The 25,299-nt window shown below is 54.2% G+C and carries 32 protein-coding genes; 8 read left to right on the top strand and 24 right to left on the bottom strand.

The window, feature by feature from the left end:
- Positions 1 to 17: 17 nt before the first annotated feature.
- Genes rplV through rpsJ form a run of 7 tightly spaced genes read right to left on the bottom strand, consistent with a single transcriptional unit; the run spans position 18 to position 3,387 of the window.
- The gene (gene rplV, locus BJ885_RS20815; RefSeq protein ID WP_002919773.1) at positions 18 to 350 is read right to left on the bottom strand and encodes a 50S ribosomal protein L22; all 333 of its coding nucleotides are present in this window, start codon (positions 348 to 350) and stop codon (positions 18 to 20) included.
- Positions 351 to 364: 14 nt separating this feature from the next.
- Entirely contained in the window at positions 365 to 643 is a 279-nt protein-coding gene (rpsS, locus tag BJ885_RS20810; RefSeq protein WP_001138117.1) for a 30S ribosomal protein S19, read from the bottom strand.
- Between the two features lie 16 nt (positions 644 to 659).
- On the bottom strand, positions 660 to 1,481 hold the full coding sequence (gene rplB / locus BJ885_RS20805; protein WP_000301859.1) for a 50S ribosomal protein L2: 822 nt from the start codon (positions 1,479 to 1,481) through the stop codon (positions 660 to 662).
- A 17-nt stretch (positions 1,482 to 1,498) separates the two neighbouring features.
- Positions 1,499 to 1,801 carry a 50S ribosomal protein L23 gene (gene rplW, locus BJ885_RS20800; protein ID WP_000617546.1) on the bottom strand — a complete coding sequence of 101 codons (303 nt, stop codon included), beginning with the start codon at positions 1,799 to 1,801 and terminating at the stop codon, positions 1,499 to 1,501.
- Entirely contained in the window at positions 1,798 to 2,403 is a 606-nt protein-coding gene (rplD, locus tag BJ885_RS20795) for a 50S ribosomal protein L4 (protein ID WP_000424395.1), read from the bottom strand. Before rplD ends, rplW begins: the two co-directional genes overlap by 4 nt.
- 10 nt (positions 2,404 to 2,413) lie before the next feature.
- Positions 2,414 to 3,043: a 50S ribosomal protein L3 gene (gene rplC, locus BJ885_RS20790; protein ID WP_006178923.1), complete on the bottom strand. Its 630-nt coding sequence runs from the start codon at positions 3,041 to 3,043 to the stop codon at positions 2,414 to 2,416.
- 32 nt (positions 3,044 to 3,075) lie between these two features.
- Positions 3,076 to 3,387, bottom strand: a complete 312-nt coding sequence (gene rpsJ / locus BJ885_RS20785) for a 30S ribosomal protein S10 (protein ID WP_001181005.1) — start codon at positions 3,385 to 3,387, stop codon at positions 3,076 to 3,078.
- A 379-nt stretch (positions 3,388 to 3,766) separates the two neighbouring features.
- Here rpsJ and BJ885_RS20780 point away from each other — a divergent pair, with 379 nt between their 5' ends.
- Positions 3,767 to 4,240, top strand: coding sequence for an A24 family peptidase (locus BJ885_RS20780; RefSeq protein WP_121932703.1), 474 nt, complete (start codon positions 3,767 to 3,769; stop codon positions 4,238 to 4,240).
- Here BJ885_RS20780 and bfr read toward each other — a convergent pair.
- The 11 genes from bfr to fkpA all read right to left on the bottom strand — a co-directional run bounded on the left by bfr (position 4,224) and on the right by fkpA (position 12,425).
- Positions 4,224 to 4,700 (bottom strand): bacterioferritin, encoded by a 477-nt coding sequence (bfr, locus tag BJ885_RS20775; protein WP_029740634.1) that lies wholly within the window; start codon positions 4,698 to 4,700, stop codon positions 4,224 to 4,226. The genes BJ885_RS20780 and bfr overlap by 17 nt on opposite strands.
- A gap of 72 nt (positions 4,701 to 4,772) precedes the next feature.
- Positions 4,773 to 4,967, bottom strand: a complete 195-nt coding sequence (bfd, locus tag BJ885_RS20770; RefSeq protein ID WP_008503493.1) for a bacterioferritin-associated ferredoxin — start codon at positions 4,965 to 4,967, stop codon at positions 4,773 to 4,775.
- A gap of 179 nt (positions 4,968 to 5,146) precedes the next feature.
- A complete protein-coding gene (gene tuf, locus BJ885_RS20765) occupies positions 5,147 to 6,331 on the bottom strand; it encodes an elongation factor Tu (RefSeq protein WP_014068448.1) in 1,185 nt (394 codons plus the stop codon).
- Between the two features lie 69 nt (positions 6,332 to 6,400).
- Complete coding sequence (gene fusA / locus BJ885_RS20760) at positions 6,401 to 8,515, bottom strand: elongation factor G (protein ID WP_029741372.1); 2,115 nt, start codon at positions 8,513 to 8,515, stop codon at positions 6,401 to 6,403.
- A 96-nt stretch (positions 8,516 to 8,611) separates the two neighbouring features.
- Positions 8,612 to 9,082, bottom strand: coding sequence for a 30S ribosomal protein S7 (gene rpsG / locus BJ885_RS20755; protein WP_004106370.1), 471 nt, complete (start codon positions 9,080 to 9,082; stop codon positions 8,612 to 8,614).
- A 96-nt stretch (positions 9,083 to 9,178) separates the two neighbouring features.
- Positions 9,179 to 9,553, bottom strand: coding sequence for a 30S ribosomal protein S12 (gene rpsL, locus BJ885_RS20750; RefSeq protein ID WP_000246815.1), 375 nt, complete (start codon positions 9,551 to 9,553; stop codon positions 9,179 to 9,181).
- A 124-nt stretch (positions 9,554 to 9,677) separates the two neighbouring features.
- Positions 9,678 to 9,965, bottom strand: a complete 288-nt coding sequence (gene tusB / locus BJ885_RS20745; protein WP_054830114.1) for a sulfurtransferase complex subunit TusB — start codon at positions 9,963 to 9,965, stop codon at positions 9,678 to 9,680.
- A gap of 7 nt (positions 9,966 to 9,972) precedes the next feature.
- Positions 9,973 to 10,332 carry a sulfurtransferase complex subunit TusC gene (tusC, locus tag BJ885_RS20740; protein WP_121932695.1) on the bottom strand — a complete coding sequence of 120 codons (360 nt, stop codon included), beginning with the start codon at positions 10,330 to 10,332 and terminating at the stop codon, positions 9,973 to 9,975.
- Positions 10,332 to 10,718 carry a sulfurtransferase complex subunit TusD gene (gene tusD, locus BJ885_RS20735; RefSeq protein ID WP_033146792.1) on the bottom strand — a complete coding sequence of 129 codons (387 nt, stop codon included), beginning with the start codon at positions 10,716 to 10,718 and terminating at the stop codon, positions 10,332 to 10,334. Before tusD ends, tusC begins: the two co-directional genes overlap by 1 nt.
- The gene (locus tag BJ885_RS20730; protein ID WP_014171909.1) at positions 10,718 to 11,440 is read right to left on the bottom strand and encodes a transcriptional regulator; all 723 of its coding nucleotides are present in this window, start codon (positions 11,438 to 11,440) and stop codon (positions 10,718 to 10,720) included. The genes tusD and BJ885_RS20730 overlap by 1 nt, the downstream gene beginning before the upstream one ends.
- 166 nt (positions 11,441 to 11,606) lie before the next feature.
- Entirely contained in the window at positions 11,607 to 12,425 is an 819-nt protein-coding gene (gene fkpA / locus BJ885_RS20725; protein ID WP_023309460.1) for an FKBP-type peptidyl-prolyl cis-trans isomerase, read from the bottom strand.
- Positions 12,426 to 12,663: 238 nt separating this feature from the next.
- Here fkpA and BJ885_RS20720 point away from each other — a divergent pair, with 238 nt between their 5' ends.
- Positions 12,664 to 12,882: a protein SlyX gene (locus tag BJ885_RS20720; RefSeq protein ID WP_047059786.1), complete on the top strand. Its 219-nt coding sequence runs from the start codon at positions 12,664 to 12,666 to the stop codon at positions 12,880 to 12,882.
- Positions 12,883 to 12,933: 51 nt separating this feature from the next.
- Here BJ885_RS20720 and slyD read toward each other — a convergent pair whose 3' ends face one another.
- The 4 genes from slyD to kefG all read right to left on the bottom strand — a co-directional run bounded on the left by slyD (position 12,934) and on the right by kefG (position 16,192).
- Positions 12,934 to 13,524, bottom strand: a complete 591-nt coding sequence (gene slyD / locus BJ885_RS20715; protein ID WP_014833521.1) for a peptidylprolyl isomerase — start codon at positions 13,522 to 13,524, stop codon at positions 12,934 to 12,936.
- A 94-nt stretch (positions 13,525 to 13,618) separates the two neighbouring features.
- Positions 13,619 to 13,819, bottom strand: a complete 201-nt coding sequence (locus BJ885_RS20710) for a YheV family putative zinc ribbon protein (RefSeq protein ID WP_010436300.1) — start codon at positions 13,817 to 13,819, stop codon at positions 13,619 to 13,621.
- A 13-nt stretch (positions 13,820 to 13,832) separates the two neighbouring features.
- A complete protein-coding gene (kefB, locus tag BJ885_RS20705; protein ID WP_059347533.1) occupies positions 13,833 to 15,638 on the bottom strand; it encodes a glutathione-regulated potassium-efflux system protein KefB in 1,806 nt (601 codons plus the stop codon).
- Positions 15,638 to 16,192: a glutathione-regulated potassium-efflux system ancillary protein KefG gene (gene kefG / locus BJ885_RS20700; protein ID WP_021242220.1), complete on the bottom strand. Its 555-nt coding sequence runs from the start codon at positions 16,190 to 16,192 to the stop codon at positions 15,638 to 15,640. Before kefG ends, kefB begins: the two co-directional genes overlap by 1 nt.
- 135 nt (positions 16,193 to 16,327) lie before the next feature.
- Between kefG and BJ885_RS20695 the strand changes: the two genes are divergently transcribed.
- The 4 genes from BJ885_RS20695 (at position 16,328) to BJ885_RS20680 (ending at position 20,482) form a co-directional block, all read left to right on the top strand.
- On the top strand, positions 16,328 to 18,232 hold the full coding sequence (locus tag BJ885_RS20695; RefSeq protein ID WP_029741378.1) for an ABC transporter ATP-binding protein: 1,905 nt from the start codon (positions 16,328 to 16,330) through the stop codon (positions 18,230 to 18,232).
- A gap of 112 nt (positions 18,233 to 18,344) precedes the next feature.
- Positions 18,345 to 19,367 (top strand): hydrolase, encoded by a 1,023-nt coding sequence (locus BJ885_RS20690; RefSeq protein WP_121932694.1) that lies wholly within the window; start codon positions 18,345 to 18,347, stop codon positions 19,365 to 19,367.
- Positions 19,364 to 19,582 carry a YheU family protein gene (locus BJ885_RS20685; RefSeq protein WP_063144226.1) on the top strand — a complete coding sequence of 73 codons (219 nt, stop codon included), beginning with the start codon at positions 19,364 to 19,366 and terminating at the stop codon, positions 19,580 to 19,582. Before BJ885_RS20690 ends, BJ885_RS20685 begins: the two co-directional genes overlap by 4 nt.
- A 30-nt stretch (positions 19,583 to 19,612) precedes the next feature.
- Complete coding sequence (locus BJ885_RS20680) at positions 19,613 to 20,482, top strand: phosphoribulokinase (RefSeq protein WP_047646845.1); 870 nt, start codon at positions 19,613 to 19,615, stop codon at positions 20,480 to 20,482.
- A gap of 66 nt (positions 20,483 to 20,548) precedes the next feature.
- Here BJ885_RS20680 and BJ885_RS20675 read toward each other — a convergent pair whose 3' ends face one another.
- Positions 20,549 to 20,953: an OsmC family protein gene (locus BJ885_RS20675; protein ID WP_008503018.1), complete on the bottom strand. Its 405-nt coding sequence runs from the start codon at positions 20,951 to 20,953 to the stop codon at positions 20,549 to 20,551.
- A gap of 311 nt (positions 20,954 to 21,264) precedes the next feature.
- Between BJ885_RS20675 and crp the strand changes: the two genes are divergently transcribed.
- Positions 21,265 to 21,897 (top strand): cAMP-activated global transcriptional regulator CRP, encoded by a 633-nt coding sequence (crp, locus tag BJ885_RS20670; protein WP_000242758.1) that lies wholly within the window; start codon positions 21,265 to 21,267, stop codon positions 21,895 to 21,897.
- A 57-nt stretch (positions 21,898 to 21,954) separates the two neighbouring features.
- Positions 21,955 to 24,042 (top strand): YccS/YhfK family putative transporter, encoded by a 2,088-nt coding sequence (locus BJ885_RS20665; protein WP_121932693.1) that lies wholly within the window; start codon positions 21,955 to 21,957, stop codon positions 24,040 to 24,042.
- On the opposite strand, the gene BJ885_RS20660 is transcribed toward BJ885_RS20665, so the two are convergent.
- Positions 24,039 to 25,259: an aspartate aminotransferase family protein gene (locus BJ885_RS20660; protein ID WP_183128643.1), complete on the bottom strand. Its 1,221-nt coding sequence runs from the start codon at positions 25,257 to 25,259 to the stop codon at positions 24,039 to 24,041. The genes BJ885_RS20665 and BJ885_RS20660 overlap by 4 nt on opposite strands.
- Positions 25,260 to 25,299 lie beyond the last annotated feature (40 nt).

The following is a 25,299-nucleotide window of genomic DNA, read 5'->3' as shown; positions in this document are numbered from 1 at the left end:
TGCTAGTCTCCAGAGTCTCAGCGATCGGACACAACCACAGTAATGTGGCTGGTGCGCTTCAGGATGCGATCTGCACGACCTTTCGCACGCGGCATAATGCGCTTCATGCTTGGGCCTTCATCTACGAAAATTTTCGCGACTTTCAGATCGTCGATGTCAGCGCCATCGTTGTGTTCAGCGTTAGCAATGGCAGATTCCAGTACTTTCTTGACCAATACCGCAGCTTTCTTGTTGGTATAGGTCAGGATGTCCAGGGCCTGCGACACTTTCTTACCGCGAATCAGGTCAGCAACAAGGCGAACCTTCTGAGCAGAAGAACGAGCATGGCGATGTTGAGCTAAAGTTTCCATCTCTTCCTCCTACCTTATTTCTTCTTCGCTTTTTTATCAGCAGCATGGCCGCGATAAGTACGAGTCGGTGCGAATTCACCCAGTTTGTGACCAACCATTTCGTCGGTAACAAAGACTGGAACGTGCTGACGACCATTATGGACAGCGATGGTCAAACCGATCATGTTAGGAAAGATCGTTGAACGACGGGACCAAGTGCGCAGGGGCTTCTTGTCTCCGCTTTCCACCGCTTTCTCTACCTTCTTCAGCAAGTGCAGGTCAATAAAAGGACCTTTCTTGAGAGAACGTGGCATGGCTTATCCTCTAAAATTATTTGCTACGGCGACGTACGATAAATTTATCAGTACGCTTGTTGCTGCGGGTCTTCTTACCTTTGGTCTGAACGCCCCACGGAGTTACCGGGTGCTTACCAAAGTTACGACCTTCACCACCACCATGTGGGTGGTCGACTGGGTTCATCGCAGTACCGCGAACGGTAGGACGAACACCACGCCAGCGTGCAGCACCTGCTTTACCCAGAACGCGCAGCATATGCTCAGCATTGCCAACTTCGCCCAGAGTAGCGCGGCAGTCTGCTTCGACTTTACGCATTTCACCAGAACGCAGACGCAGGGTGACATAAGCACCATCACGAGCAACGATCTGAACGTAAGTACCAGCGGAACGTGCCAGCTGACCGCCTTTACCTGGTTTCATTTCTACGTTATGAACGGTAGAACCAACCGGGATATTGCGCATCGGCAGGGTGTTGCCTGCTTTGATTGCAGCATCAACGCCAGACTGAATCTGGTCGCCAGCTTTCAGGCCTTTAGGGGCCAGGATGTAACGGCGTTCGCCGTCTTTGTACAGAACCAGCGCGATGTTCGCGGAACGGTTCGGATCGTACTCAAGACGTTCAACAACTGCTGGGATACCGTCTTTGTTGCGTTTGAAGTCAACAATACGATAAGCCTGCTTGTGGCCACCACCGATGTGACGAGTGGTGATACGGCCATTGTTGTTACGACCACCGGATTTGCTGTTTTTTTCCAGCAACGGAGCAAAAGGTTTGCCCTTGTGCAGCTCAGGGTTAACCACTTTAACTACGTGGCGACGACCCGGAGATGTCGGTTTACATTTAACAACTGCCATTGTATTACTCCTCCGACTTACTCAGCGCCGCCAACGAAGTCCAGATTCTGGCCTTCTTTCAGGGTGACGTAAGCTTTTTTCCAGTCGCTACGACGACCGATACGCTGTCCGTGACGTTTAACTTTCCCTTTAACTACCAGGGTGTTAACGACTTCGACTTCGACTTCAAACAGTTTCTGCACAGCAGCTTTGATCTCTGCTTTGGTCGCGTCTTTAGCAACTTTGAGAACGATGGTGTTTGTTTTTTCCATCGCAGTAGACGCTTTTTCAGAAACGTGCGGTGCGCGAAGCACCTTCAGCAGACGTTCTTCACGAATCATGCCAGCATCTCCTCAACTTGCTTAACAGCATCAGCAGTCATTACGACTTTGTCGAAGGCGATCAGGCTAACCGGGTCGATACCAGTCGCATCGCGTACGTCAACCTTGTGCAGGTTACGTGCGGCCAGGAACAGGTTCTCGTCCAGCTCACCGGTGATGATCAGCACATCTTCCAGAGCCATGTCTTTCAGTTTCTGTGCCAGCAGCTTAGTTTTAGGCGCTTCAACAGAGAACTTCTCGACAACGATCAGACGATCCTGACGTACCAGTTCGGACAGGATGCTTTTCAGCGCGCCGCGGTACATCTTTTTGTTAACTTTTTGACTGTGGTCCTGTGGACGCGCAGCGAAGGTCACGCCACCTGAACGCCAGATCGGGCTCTTGATAGAACCTGAACGCGCACGGCCGGTACCTTTCTGGCGCCATGGCTTTTTGCCAGAACCAGTTACTTCAGCACGAGTCTTCTGAGCACGAGTACCCTGACGAGCACCAGCTGCATAAGCAACAACAACCTGGTGAACCAGCGCTTCGTTGAAATCACGACCGAAGGTAGTTTCGGAAACAGTCAGCGCGCTCTGCGCGTCTTTCAATACTAATTCCATTGCTATCCCCTTACGCCTTCACAGCTGGTTTAACGATCAGGTCGCTACCGGTTGCACCCGGAACTGCACCTTTAACCAGCAGCAGGTTGCGCTCAGCGTCAACACGTACTACGTCCAGGCTCTGAACGGTTACACGTTCGTTACCCAGCTGACCTGCCATTTTCTTGCCTTTGAACACTTTGCCCGGAGTCTGGTTCTGACCGATAGAACCCGGAACGCGGTGAGACAAGGAGTTACCGTGGGTAGCGTCCTGGGTACGGAAGTTCCAGCGCTTAACGGTACCAGCAAAACCTTTACCTTTAGAGGTACCGGTTACGTCAACTTTTTTAACGTCAGCAAACAGCTCAACGCTAATGTCCTGACCTACGGTGAACTCTTCGCCTTCAGCAAGACGGAATTCCCACAGACCACGGCCAGCTTCTACGCCAGCTTTAGCGAAGTGACCCGCTTCTGGTTTGGTTACACGGTTAGCTTTTTTAGCACCAGTGGTCACCTGAACAGCGCGGTAGCCATCGTTAGCCAGATCTTTAACCTGGGTAACGCGGTTTGCTTCAACTTCGATTACGGTTACTGGGATTGAAACGCCATCTTCAGTGAAGATGCGGGTCATGCCCACTTTTTTACCGACTAAACCAATCATTGTATCAACCTCTCAATCGCTCGATGACCTGATTAACCCAGGCTGATCTGCACGTCTACACCGGCAGCCAGATCCAGACGCATCAGAGCATCAACGGTTTTCTCAGTTGGCTCAACGATGTCAACCAGACGCTTGTGAGTGCGGATTTCGTACTGATCACGCGCGTCTTTGTTGACGTGCGGAGAGATCAGAACGGTGAAGCGCTCTTTGCGGGTCGGCAGCGGGATCGGACCACGGACTTGCGCACCAGTGCGCTTAGCAGTCTCGACGATTTCCGCGGTTGATTGATCGATCAGACGATGATCAAACGCTTTAAGGCGGATACGGATTCTTTGGTTCTGCATGAGACCAGAGCTCCAATTATTTTATAAACGAAAATGATTACTCCTCAAACCCATTACGATTGATGGGAGAGTGTAACCGTTCTTACGTAGCTCCCCAATTGGGAGCATTGTTGAGTAACAAAGTGAGCTACTCTGGTTCAGATTGAACCCGCCGTCAATTACGACAAGCCCGCGCATTATACGTAAATCTGGGCAAGACGCAAGTGCCGTTTAGAAATTAAGCGCCTGAGGCGCAGTATGCGTAAGGGCGCGCAACTTTTACGCAATGTATCCCTTCTCAATGCTTTGTCTCGAGCCCCTACGCAATTGTCGTTTTTGTCGATTGCCGGCCAGGCCGATTATGACGAGTATGCGCTCAAACCCTTTTGAGGCCATTTCCATGCTAACCACCCTCCCCTTTTTGCTGGTCTATTTTTCGCTGACGGCCTTTCTTGTCCGTGCAGATATTCGCTACGGACTGCTTCCCGATAAATTTCTCTGCCCGCTGCTATGGACGGGCCTGCTCTTTCAGCTCTGTATCCAACCTGATTTTCTGCCGAGTGCGGTGGTGGGTGCGATGGCTGGATATATCGGCTTTGCCGTTATCTACTGGGGATATCGGTTTATCTGCCGGCGTGAAGGGATGGGATATGGCGATGTAAAATACCTGGCGGCGCTTGGCGCCTGGCATGGCTGGTGCGTGCTGCCTGCGCTGGCGTTACTCGCTGCGCTTATGGCGCTACTTAGCATTCTTGTGTTTTCGTTACTCACCGGCGATAAGGGAGCATTAAAAAACCCACTGCCTTTTGGGCCATTTCTGGCAGCAGCGGGTTTATGCGTAGGCTGGAAGTCGGTGGTTACTCTTCCACTTTAATCTGCGACTGAAGGTAGTTCTGCAGGCCGATTTTAGAAATCAGGTCCAGCTCCGTTTCCAGCCAGTCAATGTGGCCTTCTTCATCGGCCAGGATCTGGATCATCATATCGCGACTGACGTAGTCATGTACGCTGTCTGCGTAGGCAATAGCTTCACGGAGATCTTTGGCGCCTTCAAGCTCCAGCCTGAGGTCGGAACGCAGCATCTCTTCGACATCTTCTCCGATGCCCAGCTTTCCGAGATCCTGCAGGTTTGGAATGCCTTCAAGGAATAAAATACGCTCGATATATTTATCGGCGTGCTTCATTTCATCGATCGATTCATGGTACTCAACGTCGTTCAAACGTTTAAGCCCCCAGTTTTTGAACATTCTCGCGTGAAGAAAGTACTGGTTAATTGCGACAAGCTCATTTCCCAATAATTTATTGAGATAACTTATGATTTTAACATCACCTTTCATTATATAGTCCCTCCGCTTCCACTCATTGAAGCGTAGATCGGGCTACAGGGATGTCAAAAAAAAGATGGGCGCTTACGCGATCTCTTTGTATTCCGGGATCTGCATCAATTCGTCCTGCATGATCTCTCGCGCAGCACGTACACATTTACCGCATTGATTTCCCACCGGAACAAATTTGCGTAGCTGCTGAAATGACTGAGGCTGAAACTGGCGAACGGCCTGACGTATTTTCTTGTCGCTTACACCATTACATAAACAAACGTACATAGAGACTCCCGTTCAAATTATGCGCAAAGTGTAAGTGAGAATGGTTATGATTACAATAGCACAAACGCCACAATACGGGGCGGGAGCAGGCAAAAAATGCGTAATTCTGTGACAGTACCTGAGCGGCAGAAAACAAAAAAGGACGCCGAAGCGTCCTTTTTTTATTCAGGGATAATTAATTAGCCCAGAACTTTAGCAACAACGCCCGCGCCAACGGTACGGCCGCCTTCACGGATTGCGAAACGCAGACCGTCGTCCATCGCGATTGGGTGGATCAGAGTCACAACCATCTTGATGTTGTCGCCTGGCATTACCATCTCAACGCCTTCTGGCAGTTCGATGGTACCGGTCACGTCAGTTGTACGGAAGTAGAACTGTGGACGGTAGCCTTTGAAGAACGGAGTATGACGGCCGCCTTCGTCTTTGGACAGGATGTACACTTCAGATTCGAACTTGGTGTGTGGCTTGATTGAGCCTGGCTTCGCCAGAACCTGACCACGTTCGATTTCTTCACGTTTGATACCACGCAGCAGAACACCAACGTTCTCACCAGCACGGCCTTCGTCCAGCAGTTTGCGGAACATTTCAACGCCAGTACAGGTAGACTTAGCAGTCTCTTTGATACCAACGATTTCAACTTCTTCGCCAACTTTGATGATACCGCGCTCTACACGACCGGTAACAACGGTACCACGACCGGAGATGGAGAATACGTCTTCGATTGGCAGCAGGAATGGCTTGTCAATCGCACGCTCTGGTTCTGGGATGTAAGAATCCAGGAAGCCAGCCAGTTCGATGATTTTCGCTTCCCACTCTGCTTCGCCTTCCAGCGCTTTCAGAGCAGAACCACGAACGATTGGAGTATCGTCGCCCGGGAAATCGTACTGAGACAGCAGTTCACGAACTTCCATCTCTACCAGTTCCAGCAGCTCTTCGTCATCAACCATGTCGCATTTGTTCAGGAACACGATGATGAAAGGAACGCCTACCTGACGACCCAGCAGGATGTGCTCACGAGTCTGAGGCATTGGGCCGTCAGTCGCAGCAACAACCAGGATCGCGCCGTCCATCTGCGCAGCACCGGTGATCATGTTTTTAACATAGTCGGCGTGGCCTGGGCAGTCTACGTGTGCGTAGTGGCGAGTCGGGGTGTCGTACTCAACGTGGGAAGTGTTGATGGTGATACCACGAGCTTTTTCTTCTGGTGCGTTATCGATCTGGTCGAATGCACGAGCAGAACCACCGTAGGTTTTAGCCAGAACGGTAGTGATTGCAGCAGTCAGGGTAGTTTTACCATGGTCAACGTGGCCGATAGTACCAACGTTGACGTGCGGTTTTGTACGTTCAAATTTTTCTTTAGACACGGCTATATTCCTTACTATAGTGCTCTCCCCTGTGGAGAGAGCACGGGACTTAGGTTTTAATCCTGTGGATTACTTACCACGGGCTTCAATAACGGCCTGAGCAACGTTGTTAGGCGCATCATCATACTTCAGGAATTCCATGGTGTATGATGCACGACCTTTGGTCAGAGAACGCAGCTGAGTTGCATATCCGAACATTTCAGACAGCGGAACTTCAGCGTGGATCTTAACGCCAGTCACTTCGGATTCCTGACCACGCAGCATACCGCGACGACGGCTCAAGTCACCGATAACGTCACCGGTGTTCTCTTCAGGAGTTTCTACTTCAACCTTCATGATTGGCTCAAGCAGAACTGGTTTTGCTTTCTTAAAGCCTTCTTTAAAGGCAATAGACGCAGCCAGTTTAAACGCCAGTTCAGAGGAGTCAACGTCGTGGTAAGAACCGAAGTGCAGACGAACACCCATGTCAACAACCGGATAGCCAGCCAGAGGGCCCGCTTTCAGCTGTTCCTGAATGCCTTTATCAACGGCTGGGATGTATTCGCCAGGAATTACACCACCTTTGATGTCGTTGATGAACTCGTAACCTTTCGGGTTAGAGCCCGGCTCCAGTGGGTACATGTCGATCACAACGTGACCGTACTGACCGCGACCACCAGACTGCTTAGCGTGTTTACCTTCAACATCGGTAACTTTCGCACGAATCGCTTCGCGGTAAGCAACCTGAGGTTTACCCACGTTCGCTTCAACGTTGAATTCACGCTTCATACGGTCAACGATGATGTCCAGGTGCAGTTCACCCATACCAGCGATGATGGTCTGGTTAGATTCTTCATCAGTCCATACGCGGAATGATGGGTCTTCTTTCGCCAGACGGCCCAGAGCCAGACCCATTTTTTCCTGGTCAGCTTTGGTTTTTGGTTCAACTGCGATGGAGATTACCGGCTCAGGGAATTCCATACGCTCCAGAATGATCGGGTGATCCGGGTCACACAGGGTGTCACCAGTGGTCACGTCTTTCAGACCGATAGCTGCAGCGATGTCGCCCGCACGAACTTCTTTGATCTCTTCACGTTTGTTAGCGTGCATCTGTACGATACGGCCAAAACGTTCACGCGCCGCTTTCACGGAGTTCAGGATGGTGTCACCGGAGTTAACCACACCAGAGTAAACGCGGAAGAAGGTCAGGTTACCCACGAATGGGTCGGTAGCAATTTTGAACGCCAGTGCAGAGAATGGCTCTTCGTCACTTGCGTGACGCTCAGCCGGAGTATCTTTACCGTCGTCCAGGATGCCGTTGATCGCAGGAACGTCAACCGGGGATGGCAGGTAGTCAACTACCGCATCCAGCATCGCCTGAACACCTTTGTTCTTGAACGCAGAACCACAGGTTACCAGGATGATTTCGTTGTTCAGAACGCGCTGACGCAGAGCTTTTTTGATCTCTTCTTCAGTCAGTTCTTCACCACCCAGGTATTTCTCCATCAGCTCTTCAGAAGCTTCAGCAGCGGATTCGATCAGGTTCTGGTGCCATTCGTCAGCCAGGTCCTGCATTTCAGCCGGAATATCTTCGTATTCGAAGGTAACGCCCTGGTCTGCATCGTTCCAGTTGATGGCTTTCATTTTCACCAGGTCGATAACGCCGGTGAAGCCTTCTTCAGCACCAATTGCCAGCTGCAGCGGAACAGGGTTCGCGCCCAGACGGGATTTGATCTGACCAACAACTTTCAGGAAGTTAGCACCCATACGGTCCATTTTGTTAACGAACGCGATGCGTGGAACTTTATATTTGTTCGCCTGACGCCATACGGTCTCAGACTGTGGCTGAACACCACCAACTGCGCAATAAACCATTACCGCGCCGTCAAGAACACGCATGGAACGTTCTACTTCGATGGTGAAGTCAACGTGGCCCGGGGTGTCGATGATGTTTACGCGATGCGGTTCGTACTGCTTAGCCATACCTGACCAGAATGCAGTAGTCGCTGCGGAGGTGATAGTGATACCACGCTCCTGCTCCTGTTCCATCCAGTCCATGGTGGCTGCGCCGTCATGAACTTCACCGATTTTATGGTTTACACCGGTGTAGAACAGAATACGTTCGGTAGTAGTGGTTTTACCGGCGTCGATGTGCGCACTGATACCGATGTTACGGTAGCGTGCGATGGGTGTTGTACGAGCCATTTGATTCCTCGTTTATATCTTTAGGCGTTCAGTTAAGTTACCCAGAGCGGGCGGCTTCTCTGAAGCGCCCGCCTGGTGACTAATACTCCGAAGGGATTACCAACGGTAGTGTGCGAACGCCTTGTTGGCTTCTGCCATACGGTGAACGTCTTCACGTTTCTTAACTGCAGTACCTTTGTTGTCTGCAGCATCAGAAAGTTCGTTCGCCAGACGCAGAGCCATGGATTTATCACCGCGTTTACGAGCAGCTTCAACGATCCAACGCATTGCCAGGGCATTACGACGAACCGGACGAACTTCAACTGGAACCTGATAAGTAGAACCACCAACGCGGCGGGACTTAACTTCTACGGTTGGGCGAACGTTGTCGAGAGCGACTTCGAAAGCTTCCAGTTCATTTTTACCAGAACGCTGAGCCAGGGTCTCAAGCGCGCTGTATACGATTGCTTCTGCAGTAGATTTTTTACCATCTACCATCAGGATATTTACAAATTTTGCCAGCAGTTCTGATCCGAATTTCGGATCTGGAAGGATTTTACGCTGACCAATGACGCGACGACGTGGCATGGGAATACTCCGTTGTTAATTCAGGATTGTCCAAAACTCAAAGAGTTTAGTTTGACATTAAGATAAATCAGTTTGGCCTTACTTAACGGAGAACCATTAAGCCTTAGGACGCTTCACGCCGTACTTGGAGCGAGCCTGCTTACGGTCTTTAACACCTGAGCAGTCGAGCGCACCACGAACGGTGTGGTAACGAACACCCGGAAGGTCTTTAACACGACCGCCACGGATCAGGATCACGGAGTGCTCCTGCAGGTTGTGACCTTCACCACCGATGTAGGAAGTCACTTCGAAACCGTTAGTCAAACGCACACGGCATACTTTACGCAGTGCGGAGTTTGGTTTTTTAGGAGTGGTGGTATATACACGAGTACATACACCACGTTTCTGCGGGCAGGCTTCCAGCGCAGGCACGTTGCTCTTTGCAACTTTGCGTGCGCGTGGTTTGCGTACCAGCTGGTTAACTGTTGCCATTAAATAGCTCCTGGTTTTAGCTTTTGCTTCGTAAACACGTAATAAAACGACCTCATACAATATGAGGACGCGAAATTTTAGGGCTACGTCGAAAAGGTGTCAAGAAATATACAGCGATCTCAAATCACCAGTTCATTTGACTGGCGTGCGTCACAGTAAGATTGACGAAATCAGTATAGCCAACCACGTCAATTTTGGCTGAAATTTGACCAGAAAGACCCCGCGCATCCAGATCGTCCTTCAGCGCAGAGACTGTTATGGGGGCATTCGTGAGAATTTCAACGAAACGACTGCCTTCCAGTGCGGCAAGCACGCCATCCTGAATCAGCAGCAGATCATCACCTTCGCGCAGCATACTCAGTAACGCGTCGGTATCACATTGCCATGGTGAATGGCTCAGAGTATGGAGCATGTCAGCCTCAGAAAGTCAGAACGGTGTCGTAGTGGGAAAGGTCTTCGCGCAATGCAGCAGAAGACAGGACTGTCACATCCAGCACGAAAGGCGTTGCCTCGTTTAGGCCGCGCGCAGCCAGGGAGTCGGCACAGACATAGAAGGTTTCGATATCGTAAAGCGGTAACACTTTGAACGTCGCGATGTAATCACGCGCCAGAATGGCCTGAGGCTGTTGCCCCGCCAGAAGCTGAAATACGCCGTCGCCCAAAAAGAAGACACCGATATCTTCGGTCAATGCTGAGGTCGCGAGCAGCGCATCCAGCCCTTCTCTGCCGGACGCATTGCCGTGCGGCGCAGAGGTAAAAACAAATGCCACGCGCTTCATCAGAATTGCACCACTCTGTCGCAGGTTAATGCCGCCTGTGCCAGTGCACCCAGACCACTCAACGAAAAGCCGGGCTGCAGGTTAGAACCCGATAAACCAAGACGTGCGGCTTCGGTTGCATCGGTCACCCCGCGGCGCAGTGCCGCCGCAACGCAGATGTGCAGTTCTACGCCCTGCTTTTCGTTTAATGCCTGCCAGGCGCGCACCAGATCGAACTCATCGCTCGCCGGTGACGTAAACTGATTCGCGTTATACACCCCTTCCCGATAGAAGAAGACGCTCGCCAGCTCATGTCCGGCCGCCAGTAGCGCATGCGCAAACTGCAGCGCGCTGCTGGCCTGCTGAGTGCCGTACGCCGGGCCTGTCACCATTAACGCAAAACGCATTACTTGTCTTGTCCCTGGAAATCGCCGCTTTTGAACTGGCGAATATAGAGGTAGACCGTGTGCTTGGAGATGTTCAGACGATCGGCCACCTGGTTGATGGCGTCTTTAATATCAAAAATCCCTTTTTCATAAAGATTGAGCACGATCTGACGATTCTTGGCGTTGTTCGAGACGTTGCGATCGGCATTCACCTCTTCAATCGTAAACTCAAGCGTCTGCGTCACCAGATCTTCAACAGAGGAGGCAAAGTTAACTGAGGAGCCAACGTCCGGCGTTTCAGGTGGAATAAAGGTGCTCATGATTTGCGAGAATGGCACATCAAGGTTCATGTTGATGCACAGCAGCCCAATAACACGATGCTCGCGGTTTCGAATCGCGATGGTTTCTGATTTCATCAGCACGCCGCTTTTGGCGCGGGTGAAATAGCATTTGGAGACGCTGCTGTCCGCGCCGGTCATGTCATGCAGCATACGCAATGCAAGGTCGGTAATTGGCGAACCAATTTTACGGCCAGTATGCTCACCATTCGCAATGCGGATGGCGGAACACTTTAGATCTTGCAGGGAGTGCAATACGATTTCGCAGTGGGAGCCAATGAGCATCGCTAACCCGTCCACTACCGCTTCGTAGGATTTCAGAATATCGAAGTCGGTCTGATCGAAAGGACGTTGATCCAGCAAATCAAGTTCACTGGTTTCGTTGGTTAAAAGCGACCTGGACATGAAAAAAACACTCCTTTTCAGGAGCCTGTCGTTAGGTTTTCAGGGCAGGCTCATTATCTACACGGACAACTAAATTAATACAGCGTGCGTAGCGCTTTCCAGTGTTAATTATATCTGCCCCACAATAAAAAAACCGCCGCCTGAAAGGCGGCGGTTTTTTTCAACATTACTTCTTAGCAGCAGCGGCTTTATCGTCAGCCGGTGCGTCTGCCTTGGCATCCGCTTTCGGTGCCGGTTTAATATCCAGCAGCTCTACGTCAAAGACCAGCGTAGAGTTGGCAGGGATACCCGGAACGCCGGTTTTGCCATAGGCCAGATCCGGTGGGATAACCATCTTGATCTTGCCGCCTTTCTTGATGTTTTTCAGGCCTTCAGTCCAGCCCGGGATAACGCCGTCCAGACGGAAGGAGAGCGGCTCACCGCGGGTGTAAGAGTTGTCGAACTCTTTACCGTCGATCAGCGTACCTTTGTAGTTCACAACAACGGTGTCGCTGTCTTTAGGCGCATCGCCGGTGCCTTCTTTCTCAACTTTGTACACCAGGCCGGTAGAAGAGGTTTTCACACCCTTCTCTTTGGCAAAGGTATCGCGGTAGGCTTTGCCTTTCGCTTCGTTGTCTTTAGCGTCCGCGTCCATCTTGGTCTGCGCGGCACCCTTCACGCGCGCTTCGAACGCCTGCAGAGTCTGTTCAATTTCCTGGTCAGACAGCTTGCTCTTATCTGCAAATGCGTCCTGAACGCCCGCGATCAGCTGAGCTTTATCAAGTTTGATGCCCAGTTTCTCTTGTTCTTTCAGAGAGTTTTCCATGTAACGACCCAGAGATGCGCCCAGTGCATAGGCGGATTTCTGGTCGTCATTTTTGAACGCCGCTTTGCTGTCTGCAGTAGCAGCAGGCTTCGCAGCAGTATCAGCAGCGAATGACAGCGGCGCGTTCAGCGCAACAGCCATCGTGGTCGCCAGCAGCGTTACTTTAAACAGTGATTTCATCCATATCTCCAGGGCCTGGGGACTCTCACCCCAGCGTTAAACGTAAATGAGTTACGTACTATAAAACGTTGCGGAAGAAATCTACAGACAGACACTTCCAATTCTCGCCACTTTTCAGACTATTTTTGTTTAAATAAGTTTCCTGCCAAGGAGATGCGAACTGTACTTAAGGATAAACTCAGTTAAACTGCGCCGCCGCAGGGCCATTATGGCGAATCTGAAATAAACGAGGTGAATGATGAAGGATACAGCAATAGAAGCGAGAATGGCTGAGCTGGAAAGCCGCCTGGCTTTTCAGGACATCACCATCGAAGAGCTAAACCAGACCGTGACCGCACATGAGCTCGAAATGGCAAAGCTGCGCGATCTGATGCGCCTGCTCACTGAAAAAGTGAAGGCAACGCAGTCATCGCACATCGCCTCTCAGTCAGAAGAGACGCCACCACCTCATTATTGAGGCGTAAAAAAAGCGGGATTATCCCGCTTTTTTATTTTCCGCATGACGGAATTAGTGGCAGCCGCAGCCGCCGTTACCGCAACCACCTTTACCGTGGTCGTGACCATGGTCGTGATCGTGGCCGTGACCACCGCAGCAGCCGTCGTGGCCGTGATCGTGGTCATGGTCGTGACCGTGCGCACCGTGAACGTGGCCATGAGCCAGCTCTTCTTCGGTCGCTTCACGGATCGCAACAACTTCTACGTTGAACTTCAGGTTCTGGCCAGCCAGCATGTGGTTACCGTCAACCACGACGTGGTCATCTTCCACTTCGGTGATTTCAACAGGAACCGGGCCCTGGTCAGTTTCAGCCAGGAAGCGCATGCCAACCTGCAGTTCGTCAACGCCCATGAACACGTCTTTAGGAACGCGCTGAACCAGGTTGTCGTCATACTGACCGTAAGCGTCGTTCGCGCCTACAGCAACGTCAAATTTGTCGCCAACTTCATGACCTTCCAGCGCGTTTTCCAGGCCGGAAATCAGGGAACCGTGACCATGCAGGTAGTCAAGCGGCGCACTCACCGGAGACTCATCAACCAACACACCGTCTTCTGTACGTACCTGATAGGCCAGGCTGACCACCAGGTCTTTTGCTACTTTCATGATATCTCCTGAGCGTGGGAAAATTGCTGGCGCAGATTGTAGCGGAAATCTGCACCCGTGTACCCTTTAGCTTAAAAAAACTCAGGGCATATCGCTAGTCCGGATGAAAAATCCCGATAACTTGCTCTTCTTTGCGAACGTGATCGCGGGCCTCTTTATCGGCCTCACGCATCTGGTGACCGCACTTAACACACTCAACAACATCAATATTATTTTCCCGCCACATCGCCAGGGTATCTTGCGCCTGGCAGGTCGGGCATTTTGCACCCGCAATAAAGCGTTTACGTACAGCCATCTTTCGTTACCCTTTATTCAAATTCATCCCAGCCATCGAGCTGGCGTCGTTCCTGTTGCATCTCTCGCTGGAAGATCTCCTCCAGCTCGCGACGCGCTTCCCGCACGCGGGAGATCTGCGCCGTATCGGTATGTACCGGCATCAGCTCGCGCAACATCCGCATATCCAGCCGGCGGAAGTGCATTTGGGCGCGCTGCGCCTGATGCGGATGCATGCCGAGCGAGATCAGCGCCTTACGGCCCAGCTCCAGCGCACTGGAGAACGTCTCACGGGAGAAGTGTTTCACACCCGCCTGCAACAATTCGTGAGCTTCAACACGTCCCCGCGCACGCGCCAGAATATGCAGATGCGGGAAATGCTGCTGGCACAGATCCACCAGCTTCATCGTGTCTTCCGGATCGTTACAGGTAATCACGATGGACTCTGCCGCTTCGGCCCCCGCCGAGCGCAGCAGCTCGAGCTGGGTCGCGTCGCCGTAGTAAACCTTATAGCCATATTTGCGCATCAGGTTGACCGCGCTGATATCCCGCTCCAGTACCGTAATGCGCATTTTGTTCGCCATCAGCAATCGCCCGATAACCTGTCCGAAACGGCCAAAGCCCACCACAATCACCTGCGGCTTGTCGTCTTCCACCCACGGCGCTTCGTCTTCATCGTCAGCTGGATTCAGGCGGCGCGACAGCAGTTTATCCACCAGCTTCATCAGCAGCGGCGTGGTCATCATAGACAGCGTGACCGTCACCAGCAAAAGCGCCATCTGATCGTCTTTAAACAGCTTCTGGGAGGAGGCGGTCGAGAACAGCACAAACGCGAACTCGCCTCCCTGGCTTAACACGCTGGCAAACTGCATGCGTTCCGAACTGCGCAGCCCGTAGATACGTGACATGACGTACAGCACCAGCATCTTCACCGCCACCAGGATGGCGACGCTCACGATCACCCACAGCAGATGGGTATAGAGCACGCCAAGGTTGAGCGCCATCCCGACCGAAATAAAGAACAGACCTAGCAGCAGCCCTTTGAAGGGATCGATGGCAATTTCCAGCTCATGGCGATACTCGCTCTCCGCCAGCAGCACCCCGGCAATAAAGGTCCCGAGCGCCATCGACAGCCCCAGCGCGTCCATAAATAACGCCGATCCCAGCACCAGCAGCAGCGTCGCGGCGGTAAACACCTCGCGAACGCCAGACGCGGCTATAAAGCGGAACACGGGACGTAGCAGGAAACGACCGCCAATCAGCATGCCCGCGAAGGCCAGCACTTTCATGGCGATTTTAGCCCAGTCAAAGTGATCGTCCCCGGACCCCGCCAGCAGCGGCACCAGCGCCAGCGCCGGGATCACCGCCAAATCCTGGAACAGCAGCACCGAAAAGCCCAGCTGACCGGCTTCGTTACGGTTCATCCCTTTGTCGCGCATCAGCTGCAGCGCCATCGCCGTCGACGACATCGCAAGGCCTATCCCGCCAATCACCGCCGCCTGCCATGAAAAGTTGGTCAGCATTAACAGGCCGCCCAGGATCGCGGCGCTGAACAACACCTGCGCGGCGCCCACGCCAAATATGGAGCGTCGGAGTTGCCACAATTTCGAAGGATTCAGCTCCAGGCCGATGATGAACATCAGGAACACCACGCCCAGCTCGGAGAAATGGAGGATCTCATCTACATCGCTGATGAATCCCAGTCCCCAGGGGCCAATCGCGATCCCCGCCAGCAGATAACCCAACACCGCACCGATACCAATCCGTGCCGCAAGCGGCACCGCAACGACGGCCGCAAATAAAAACAGCACCCCGGCGAGGAGTAAATTCGATCCTTCCATTAACGACCTCCTGCCGGAATGGGTGACGCCAGCCATTCACCATAGGCTCTGGCGTGGCTTGCCAGCTCTTTCGGATCCTGACGCCGCGCCCAGTAGACAATAATCGGGCTCATCCAGTGCATACGGCACATGGCCGCCGTCAGCTCGAAAGGCCGCAGGATGTCGCTCATCGGATAACGGTTCAGCCCGTCGTGACGGTAAGCGCTTTCGGGTTCACCGGTCGTAATCACACTACGCCAGTACTTTCCCGCAAGCTGGTTGCCCCCCACCCCGCTGGAGAAGCCCCGGCTCAGCACGCGGTCCAGCCACTCTTTGAGCAGCGCCGGACAGCTATAGGTATAAAGCGGATGCTGGAACACAATCACGTCATGCTGACGCAGCAGCTCCTGCTCGTAAGGGATATCAATAAAGAAATCAGGATAGTGCGCGTAGAGATCGTGCACCGTCACGTTGCTGAGCTGTGTGGCCGGCTTAAGCAGCACCCGGTTTGCCACCGAGTCCTGAGATTCCGGATGGGCATACAGCAGCAGCACTTTTGCTGTCTGAGACATCATTCCCCTCCCGGTCTTGTTTCTGTTTTTGTGTATCGTCGCTGTTTTGGGCTACCATGGCGGCCCGGTGCGGAAAATGGCCCACACCTTACATTATCATAATGACAAATTAACATAGTCGGAACATACGGCGCTTCTATGATTGTTTTCTCCTCGTTACAAATTCGTCGCGGCGTGCGCGTCCTGCTGGATAACGCCACTGCTACCATCAACCCAGGCCAAAAAGTGGGCCTGGTCGGCAAAAACGGCTGCGGTAAATCCACCCTGCTGGCGCTGCTGAAAAACGAGATTAGCGCGGATGGCGGTAACTTTACCTTCCCGGGGAACTGGCAGCTCGCCTGGGTAAACCAGGAGACGCCGGCGCTGAGCGAACCGGCGCTCGACTATGTTATCGACGGCGACCGTGAATACCGTAAGCTCGAGGCGGAACTTCATTCTGCTAACGAGCGCAACGACGGTCACGCCATCGCCACCGTTCACGGCAAGCTGGATGCCATCGACGCGTGGACCATTCGCTCCCGCGCCTCCAGCCTGCTACACGGCCTGGGCTTCAGCAACGAACAGCTGGAACGCCCGGTCAGCGACTTCTCCGGCGGCTGGCGTATGCGTCTTAACCTGGCGCAGGCGCTGATCTGCCGCTCTGACCTGCTGTTGCTTGACGAACCTACCAACCACCTCGATCTCGATGCGGTTATTTGGCTGGAGAAGTGGCTCAAGAGCTATCAGGGCACTCTGATTCTGATCTCCCACGACCGCGACTTCCTTGACCCGGTGGTGGATAAAATCATTCATATCGAACAGCAAACGATGTTCGAGTACACCGGCAACTACAGCTCCTTCGAGCGCCAGCGCGCGACGCGTCTCGCCCAGCAGCAGTCCATGTACGAAAGCCAGCAGCAGCGCGTGGCGCACCTGCAGAGCTTCGTGGATCGCTTTAAGGCCAAGGCCTCAAAAGCCAAGCAGGCCCAGAGCCGCATCAAGATGCTGGAACGCATGGAGATGATTGCCCCGGCGCACGTGGATAACCCGTTCCACTTCAGCTTCCGCGAGCCGGAAAGCCTGCCTAACCCGCTGCTGAAGATGGAGAAGGTCAGCGCGGGCTATGCCGACCGCATTATTCTCGATTCCATCAAGCTCAACCTGGTGCCGGGTTCGCGCATTGGCCTGCTGGGGCGTAACGGCGCCGGTAAATCGACGCTGATCAAACTGCTGGCGGGCGAGCTTAACCCGGTCAGCGGTGAAATCGGCCTGGCGAAGGGCATCAAGCTGGGTTACTTCGCCCAGCATCAGCTGGAATTTTTACGCGCGGATGAATCACCGATTCAGCATCTCGCGCGTCTGGCGCCGCAGGAGATGGAGCAGAAGCTGCGCGACTATCTCGGCGGCTTCGGCTTCCAGGGCGATAAGGTGACTGAAAACACCGAGCGCTTCTCCGGCGGCGAAAAGGCCCGTCTGGTACTGGCGCTGATCGTCTGGCAGCGTCCGAACCTGCTGCTGCTTGATGAACCGACCAACCACCTGGATCTCGACATGCGCCAGGCGCTGACCGAAGCACTGATTGAGTTTGAAGGCGCGCTGGTGGTGGTTTCGCACGACCGTCACCTGATCCGCTCCACCACGGACGATCTGTATTTAGTGCACGGCGGCAAAGTTGAACCGTTCGACGGCGATCTGGAAGACTACCAGCAGTGGCTGACGGACGTGCAGAAGCAGGAAAACCAGCCGGAAGAGTCAGCAAAAGACAACGCCAACAGCGCGCAGGCGCGTAAAGACCAGAAGCGTCGTGAAGCGGAGCTTCGCACCCAGACGCAGCCCCTGCGTAAAGAGATTACCCGTCTCGAAAAAGAGATGGAAAAACTCAACGCCACGCTTGCTGTTGTTGAAGAGAAGCTTGGCGATAGCGGCCTGTATGACCAGAGCCGCAAGGCGGAGCTGACCGACTGCCTGCAAACGCAGGCGAAGACCAAATCCAGTCTAGAAGAGTGCGAGATGGCGTGGCTCGACGCCCAGGAACAGCTGGAAGCAATGCTGCAGGCTGACTGACCTATTTACCCCGTTTGAAGAACAGAATCCGTACCGGGTTCGGAAATCCAGCTTAAACGGGGTACAATTCGGAAAGTATCGTAAATTTCCGACAAGAATCAGCATCGCGCTTATGACCCAAATCATACCATCAGACTTCGACATTGCGGCCGAAGACAGCACTGAGTTCGTGCCTATGCGCGGCGTGGCGAATCCCCATTTGCAGACCATGCTGCCGCGACTGATCCGCCGCAAGATTCAGTTCACCCCGCACTGGCAACGGCTTGACCTGCCAGACGGTGACTTTCTGGATCTCGCCTGGAGCGAAGCGCCTGAACAGGCTCGCCATAAACCGCGTCTGGTGGTCTTTCACGGTCTGGAAGGCAGCCTGCACAGCCCGTATGCGCATGGGTTAATTGAAGCGGCAAAAGCGCGCGGCTGGCTCGGCGTGGTGATGCATTTTCGCGGCTGCAGCGGTGAACCGAATCGTCAGAAACGCATTTATCACTCGGGTGAAACCGAAGACGGCACGTGGTTTTTACACTGGCTGCGGGACAACTTTGGCACCGTGCCAACCGCCGCGGTGGGCTACTCGTTGGGCGGCAATATGCTGGCCTGTCTGCTGGCCAAAGAGGGTGAAAGCGTCCCGCTGGATGCCGCCGTCATTGTCTCCGCGCCGTTTATGCTCGAGCAGTGCAGCTACCACATGGATAAAGGCTTTTCCCGCGTCTATCAGCGCTACCTGCTCAACCTTCTGAAGGCCAACGCGGCGCGTAAACTGAAGGCCTACCCGGATACCCTGCCGGTAAGCCTGCGCCAGCTGAAAAAGGTGCGCCGTATCCGCGAGTTCGACGACCTGATCACCGCGAAAATCCACGGCTTCGCCGATGCGATTGACTATTATCGTCAGTGCAGCGCCATGCCGCTGCTCAGCAAGATCACGCAGCCGACGCTGATTATTCATGCCAAAGATGACCCGTTTATGGATCATCACTCGATCCCCGCTCAGGAGTTCCTGCCCGACAACGTTCACTATCAGTTGACCGAGCACGGCGGCCACGTCGGGTTTATCGGCGGCACGCTGCGCCGCCCGAAAATGTGGCTTGAGGCGCGTATTCCTGACTGGCTAACCCCTTATCTGGACGGTGCAAAATGATTATTCCCTGGCAGGATCTGGCTCCCGAAACGCTCGATAATCTGATTGAAAGCTTTGTATTACGCGAAGGCACCGATTATGGTGAACAGGAACGCTCGCTTGAGCAAAAGGTCAACGATGTTAAGCGCCAGCTGAAAAGCGGCGACGTGCTGCTGGTGTGGTCAGAACTGCATGAGACGGTCAATATCATGCCCCGCAACGCGTTTCACGGCTGATCTTCCACCCTTTTCAGTCAGGGAGTTGCTATGTCTGCCAGACATCCGGTTATTGCCGTTACGGGGTCGAGTGGTGCGGGAACCACCACCACCAGCCTCGCATTTCGCAAGATTTTCGCCCAGCTGAATCTCCGTGCGGCGGAGGTCGAAGGCGACAGCTTTCACCGCTACACGCGTCCGGAGATGGACATGGCCATCCGTAAGGCGCGCGATTCGGGTAAACACATCAGCTACTTCGGCCCGGAAGCCAATGACTTTGGCCTGCTGGAACAAACCTTTATAGAGTACGGTAAGAGCGGCAAAGGGCAGTCCCGCAAGTATCTGCACACCTATGATGAAGCCGTACCCTGGAATCAGGTGCCGGGAACCTTTACCCCGTGGCAGCCGCTACCGGAACCCACCGACGTCCTGTTTTACGAAGGATTGCACGGCGGCGTGGTCACCCCTCAGCACGACGTGGCGCGCCACGTGGATCTGCTGGTCGGCGTGGTCCCTATCGTTAACCTGGAGTGGATCCAGAAGCTGACGCGTGACATGAGCGAGCGCGGCCATTCTCGCGAAGCGGTGATGGACTCCGTGGTGCGCTCCATGGAGGATTACATTAACTTCCTGACGCCGCAGTTCTCCCGCACCCATATCAACTTCCAGCGCGTGCCGACGGTGGACACCTCCAACCCGTTCGCGGCCAAAAGCATCCCGTCGCTGGATGAAAGCTTTGTAGTGATCCATTTCCGCAATCTCGACGGCATTGATTACCCCTGGCTGCTGGCCATGCTGCAGGGCTCTTTTATTTCGCACATGAATACGTTAGTGGTGCCGGGCGGAAAAATGGGGCTGGCGATGGAGCTCATCATGACGCCGCTGGTGGAGCGACTGATGGAAGGGAAGCAGATCGCGTGAGCATGTTCCCTCTCCCAGTGGGAGAGGGTTAGGGTGAGGGCATCAACACGCACGATGCCCCATCAATCACGCCTCGATCACTTCATACGAATGCGTGATTTTTACCGCTTTCTCCAGCATCAACGCCACAGAGCAGTACTTCTCCGCAGACAGGTCCACCGCACGCGAGACCGCCGCGTCTTTCAGCTCCTTACCGGTGACCACAAAGTGCAGGTTAATATGGGTGAACAGGCGTGGCGCCTCTTCGCGACGTTCTGACGTGAGTTTAACCTCACAATCCGTCACGTCATGACGTCCTTTTTGCAGAATCGATACCACATCAATTGCGCTGCATCCGCCTGCCGCCATCAGCACCATTTCCATTGGGCTGGGTGCTTTATCGCCGGAGTTACCGTCCATCAAAATCTGGTGTCCTGACGCGGACTCGCCCAGGAACGTTAAACCTTCAACCCATTTCACGCGCGCTTGCATATTCTTAAACTCCAACGTTGCATTTTTGGTGACAGATTACGCGTGCGTTACATTTCTCGCAATGGAAGGCGACCTGCATCATGCTGAAGCGAGACACCAGGAGACACGCGGCGAAAGCTATGCTAAAACACTCAGGATGCTACAGTAATACATTGACGTTACACGTGTATGCAGAGGACATCAAACTTTACTGGCTGCGAAACGTTACGGTAGCCGACTTCCCAGGGTATGGGTAAGAATTCGATTGCAACCCCAGAGTCCGGATGCATCTGATGACTCTGGTGACAGCTTATAACAGAGGATAACAGCGCATGGTGCTTGGCAAACCGCAAACAGACCCGACTCTCGAATGGTTCTTGTCTCATTGCCACATTCATAAGTACCCATCGAAGAGCACGCTGATTCACCAGGGTGAAAAAGCGGAAACGTTGTATTACATCGTTAAAGGCTCGGTGGCAGTGCTGATCAAAGATGAAGAAGGGAAAGAGATGATCCTTTCTTATCTGAACCAGGGCGATTTCATCGGTGAACTGGGCCTGTTTGAAGAGGGCCAGGAACGTAGCGCCTGGGTTCGTGCAAAGACAGCATGTGAAGTGGCTGAAATTTCTTACAAGAAGTTCCGTCAGCTGATTCAGGTTAACCCTGACATCCTGATGCGTCTTTCTTCCCAGATGGCGCGCCGTCTGCAGGTTACGTCAGAGAAAGTGGGTAACCTCGCCTTCCTGGACGTTACCGGCCGTATCGCACAAACCCTGTTGAACCTGGCGAAACAGCCAGACGCCATGACCCACCCGGACGGCATGCAAATTAAAATTACCCGTCAGGAAATTGGTCAGATCGTCGGTTGCTCCCGTGAAACAGTGGGCCGTATTCTGAAAATGCTGGAAGATCAAAACCTAATCTCCGCCCACGGTAAAACCATCGTGGTCTACGGAACGCGTTAATTCCGCTTAAACGGCGTGCCATCGCAAGGTGTCACGCCGTTTTTGTCTCTACTCCCCATGTGGCGCAGGCTGATCTATCACCCGGAAGTTAACTACGCACTGCGACAAACGCTGGTGTTATGTCTTCCTGTGGCCATAGGCCTGATCCTCGGACATCTTCAGCAAGGCCTGCTGTTTTCCCTCGTGCCCGCTTGCTGCAACATTGCCGGTCTGGATACGCCGCATAAGCGCTTTTTCAAACGCCTGATTATCGGTGGCTGCCTGTTTGCTGGCTGTAGCCTCGCCGTACAGCTTCTGCTTGCCCGGGATATCCCGCTGCCGCTGATCCTGACCGTGCTGGCGATGACGCTCGGCGTCACGGCGGAAATCAGTTCGCTGCACGCCCGCCTGCTTCCCGCCTCGCTGATTGCGGCCATTTTCACGCTGAGCCTCGCAGGGAATATGCCGGTGTGGGAGCCACTGCTGATTTACGCCCTGGGGACATTGTGGTACGGGCTGTTTAACTGGTTTTGGTTCTGGCTGTGGCGCGAACAGCCGCTGCGTGAATCCCTGAGCCTGCTCTATGTGCAGCTTGCGGATTACTGCGAGGCCAAATACACCCTGCTCACCCAGCATACCGATCCGGAAAAATCCTTACCGCCGCTGCTGACGCGCCAGCAGAAGGTGGTGGATCTGATAAGCCAGTGCTATCAGCAGCTGCATATGCTCGCCGCCAACAAGAACCACGACTACAAGCGGCTGCTGCGCACCTTCCAGGTCGGGCTGGATCTGCAGGAGCATATCTCCGTGAGCCTTCACCACCCGCAGGAGGTGCAAAAGCTGGTCGAGCGCAGCCACGCCGAAGCGGTGATCCGCTGGAACGCGCAGACCGTGTCCGCGCGCCTGCGGGTGCTGGCCGATGATATTCTCTATCACCGCTACCCGACGCGCTTTAACATGGATAAGCAGCTGGGCGCGCTGGAGAAAATCGCCCGTCAGCATCCGGATAACCCCGTCGGCCAGTTTGCCGCCTGGCACTTCAGCCGTATCGCCCGCGTGTTGCGCACGCAGCGCCCGCTTTATCCCCGCGACCTGATGGCGGATAAGCAGAAACGGCTTCCGCTATTGCCCGCGCTCAAAAGCTATCTTTCTCTTAAATCGTCCGCCCTGCGCAACGCCGCAAGGATTAGCGTGATGCTCAGTACCGCCAGCCTGATGGGTATGGCGCTGCACCTGCCGAAACCCTACTGGATCTTAATGACCGTGCTGTTTGTCACCCAGAACGGCTACGGCGCCACGCGGGTGCGTATTCTGCATCGGGCTGGCGGAACGATGGCCGGGCTGATCATCGCGGGCGTGACGCTGCACTTCCACGTGCCGGAAGGCTATACCCTGGCAGGCATGCTGGCGGTTACGCTGGTGAGCTACCTGATTATCCGCAAAAACTACGGCTGGGCGATGGTGGGCTTTACGGTGACGGCGGTATATACCCTGCAGCTGCTCACGCTCAATGGCGAACAGTTTATTGTCGCCAGGCTGATTGATACCCTAATCGGCTGTCTGATTGCCTTTGGCGGCATGGTCTGGCTGTGGCCGCAGTGGCAAAGCGGGCTGCTGCGCCAGAACGCCCACGACGCGCTGGAAGCCGACCAGCAGGCTATTCGCCTGATCCTGAGCGACGACCCGCAGCCCTCGCCGCTGGCCTATCAGCGAATGAAGGTCAACCAGGCGCACAACGCCCTGTTTAACTCGCTCAACCAGGCGATGCAGGAGCCGGGCTTTAACTCGCACTATCTGGCAGACATGAAGCTCTGGGTGACGCACAGCCAGTTTATCGTCGAGCACATTAACGCCATGACCACGCTGGCGCGCGAGCACACGATGCTGACGCCCGATCTGGCGCAGCGCTATTTGCAGTCATGTGAAATTGCGTTGCAGAGGTGTCAGCAGCGTCTGGAGTATGACGCGCCGGGCGAGTCGGGAGATTCGAACATTCTTGAAGCGCCGGAGACGTTAACCCACGGGCCAATGAGCACCCTGGAGCAGCATTTGCAGCGCGTTCTCGGGCATCTGAACACCATGCACACCATTTCGTCGGTGGCATGGCGTCAGCGCCCGCATCACGGGATTTGGTTAACGCGCCGGTTAAAGCGAACCGAGTATTAACCTTTAACGATCTTCGCGACCGCCGCGGCAAAGCGGGTTAACCCGTCCTCAATATCCCTGTCTTCCACCACCAGCGACGGCGCAAAGCGCATCACGTCCGGTCCGGCGTTGAGTACCATAACCCCTTCGTGCGCGGCGGCGTGCAGGAAGTCGCGCGCGCGGCCCTTGTACTGCGGCTTCAGCTCGGCGCCAATCAACAGCCCCATCCCGCGGATTTCGCTGAACACGTCGTACTGCTCATCAATCTTTTGCAGGTGTTTTACGAACAGCTCGCGCTTCGCGCTCACGGCGTTCAACACCTCCGGCGTGTTGATAATGTCGAATGCGGCGCCCGCCACGGCGCTCGCCAGCGGGTTACCGCCGTAGGTAGAGCCGTGAGAGCCGACGTGGAACGCGGAGGCGATCTCCTGCGTAGTCAGTACCGCACTCACCGGGAAACCACCGCCGAGCGCTTTAGCGCTGGTCAGAATATCCGGCGTCACGCCGTAGTGCATATACGCGAACAGATCCCCGGTACGCCCCATCCCGCACTGCACTTCATCAAAGACCAGCAGCGCCTGATGTTCGTCGCACAGCGCGCGCAGCCCTTTCAGGAATTCCGGGGTTGCCGCGGTCACGCCGCCTTCACCCTGGATCGGCTCGACCACCACCGCGCAGGTATGGTCGTCCATCACCGCTTTCACGGCATGCAGATCGTTAAACGGCACGTGGACGATGTCGGCCGGCTTCGGGCCAAACCCGTCGGAATACTTCGGCTGGCCGCCAACGGAAACGGTAAAGAAGGAGCGTCCGTGGAAGGCGTTGTGGAAGGCGATGATTTTGGTTTTGTACGGGCTGTGGCGCGTTGCCGCGTAGTAGCGCGCCAGCTTAAAAGCGGTTTCGTTGGCTTCGGTGCCGGAGTTCATAAACAGCACGCGCTCGGCAAAGGTCGCATCAATGATCTTGCGGCCCAGGCGCAGCGCCGGTTCGTTGGTGAACACGTTGCTGGTGTGCCACAGGGTTTCACCCTGGGTTTTCAGCGCCTCCACCAGCGCGGGATGGCAATGACCCAGCGCCGTGACCGCAATACCGCCCGCGAAATCCACATACTCTTTCCCCTGCTGATCCCAGACGCGGCTGCCCTTTCCCTTCACCGGGATAAACTCAGCCGGTGCATAAATCGGCAGGATCACTTCATCAAATGTCGCGCGGGTAATTGCTGGTTGTTCAGTTGCCATGTCATGACCATCCATTTTATGTCACAGTGATTGTGAAAAT

This window comes from Enterobacter sp. WP_7_1, from assembly GCF_003688535.1.
GTDB classification, from domain to species: domain Bacteria; phylum Pseudomonadota; class Gammaproteobacteria; order Enterobacterales; family Enterobacteriaceae; genus Enterobacter; species Enterobacter asburiae.
Note: the sequence above shows the minus strand (reverse complement) of the source record. Positions and strands in the feature narration are given on the sequence as shown.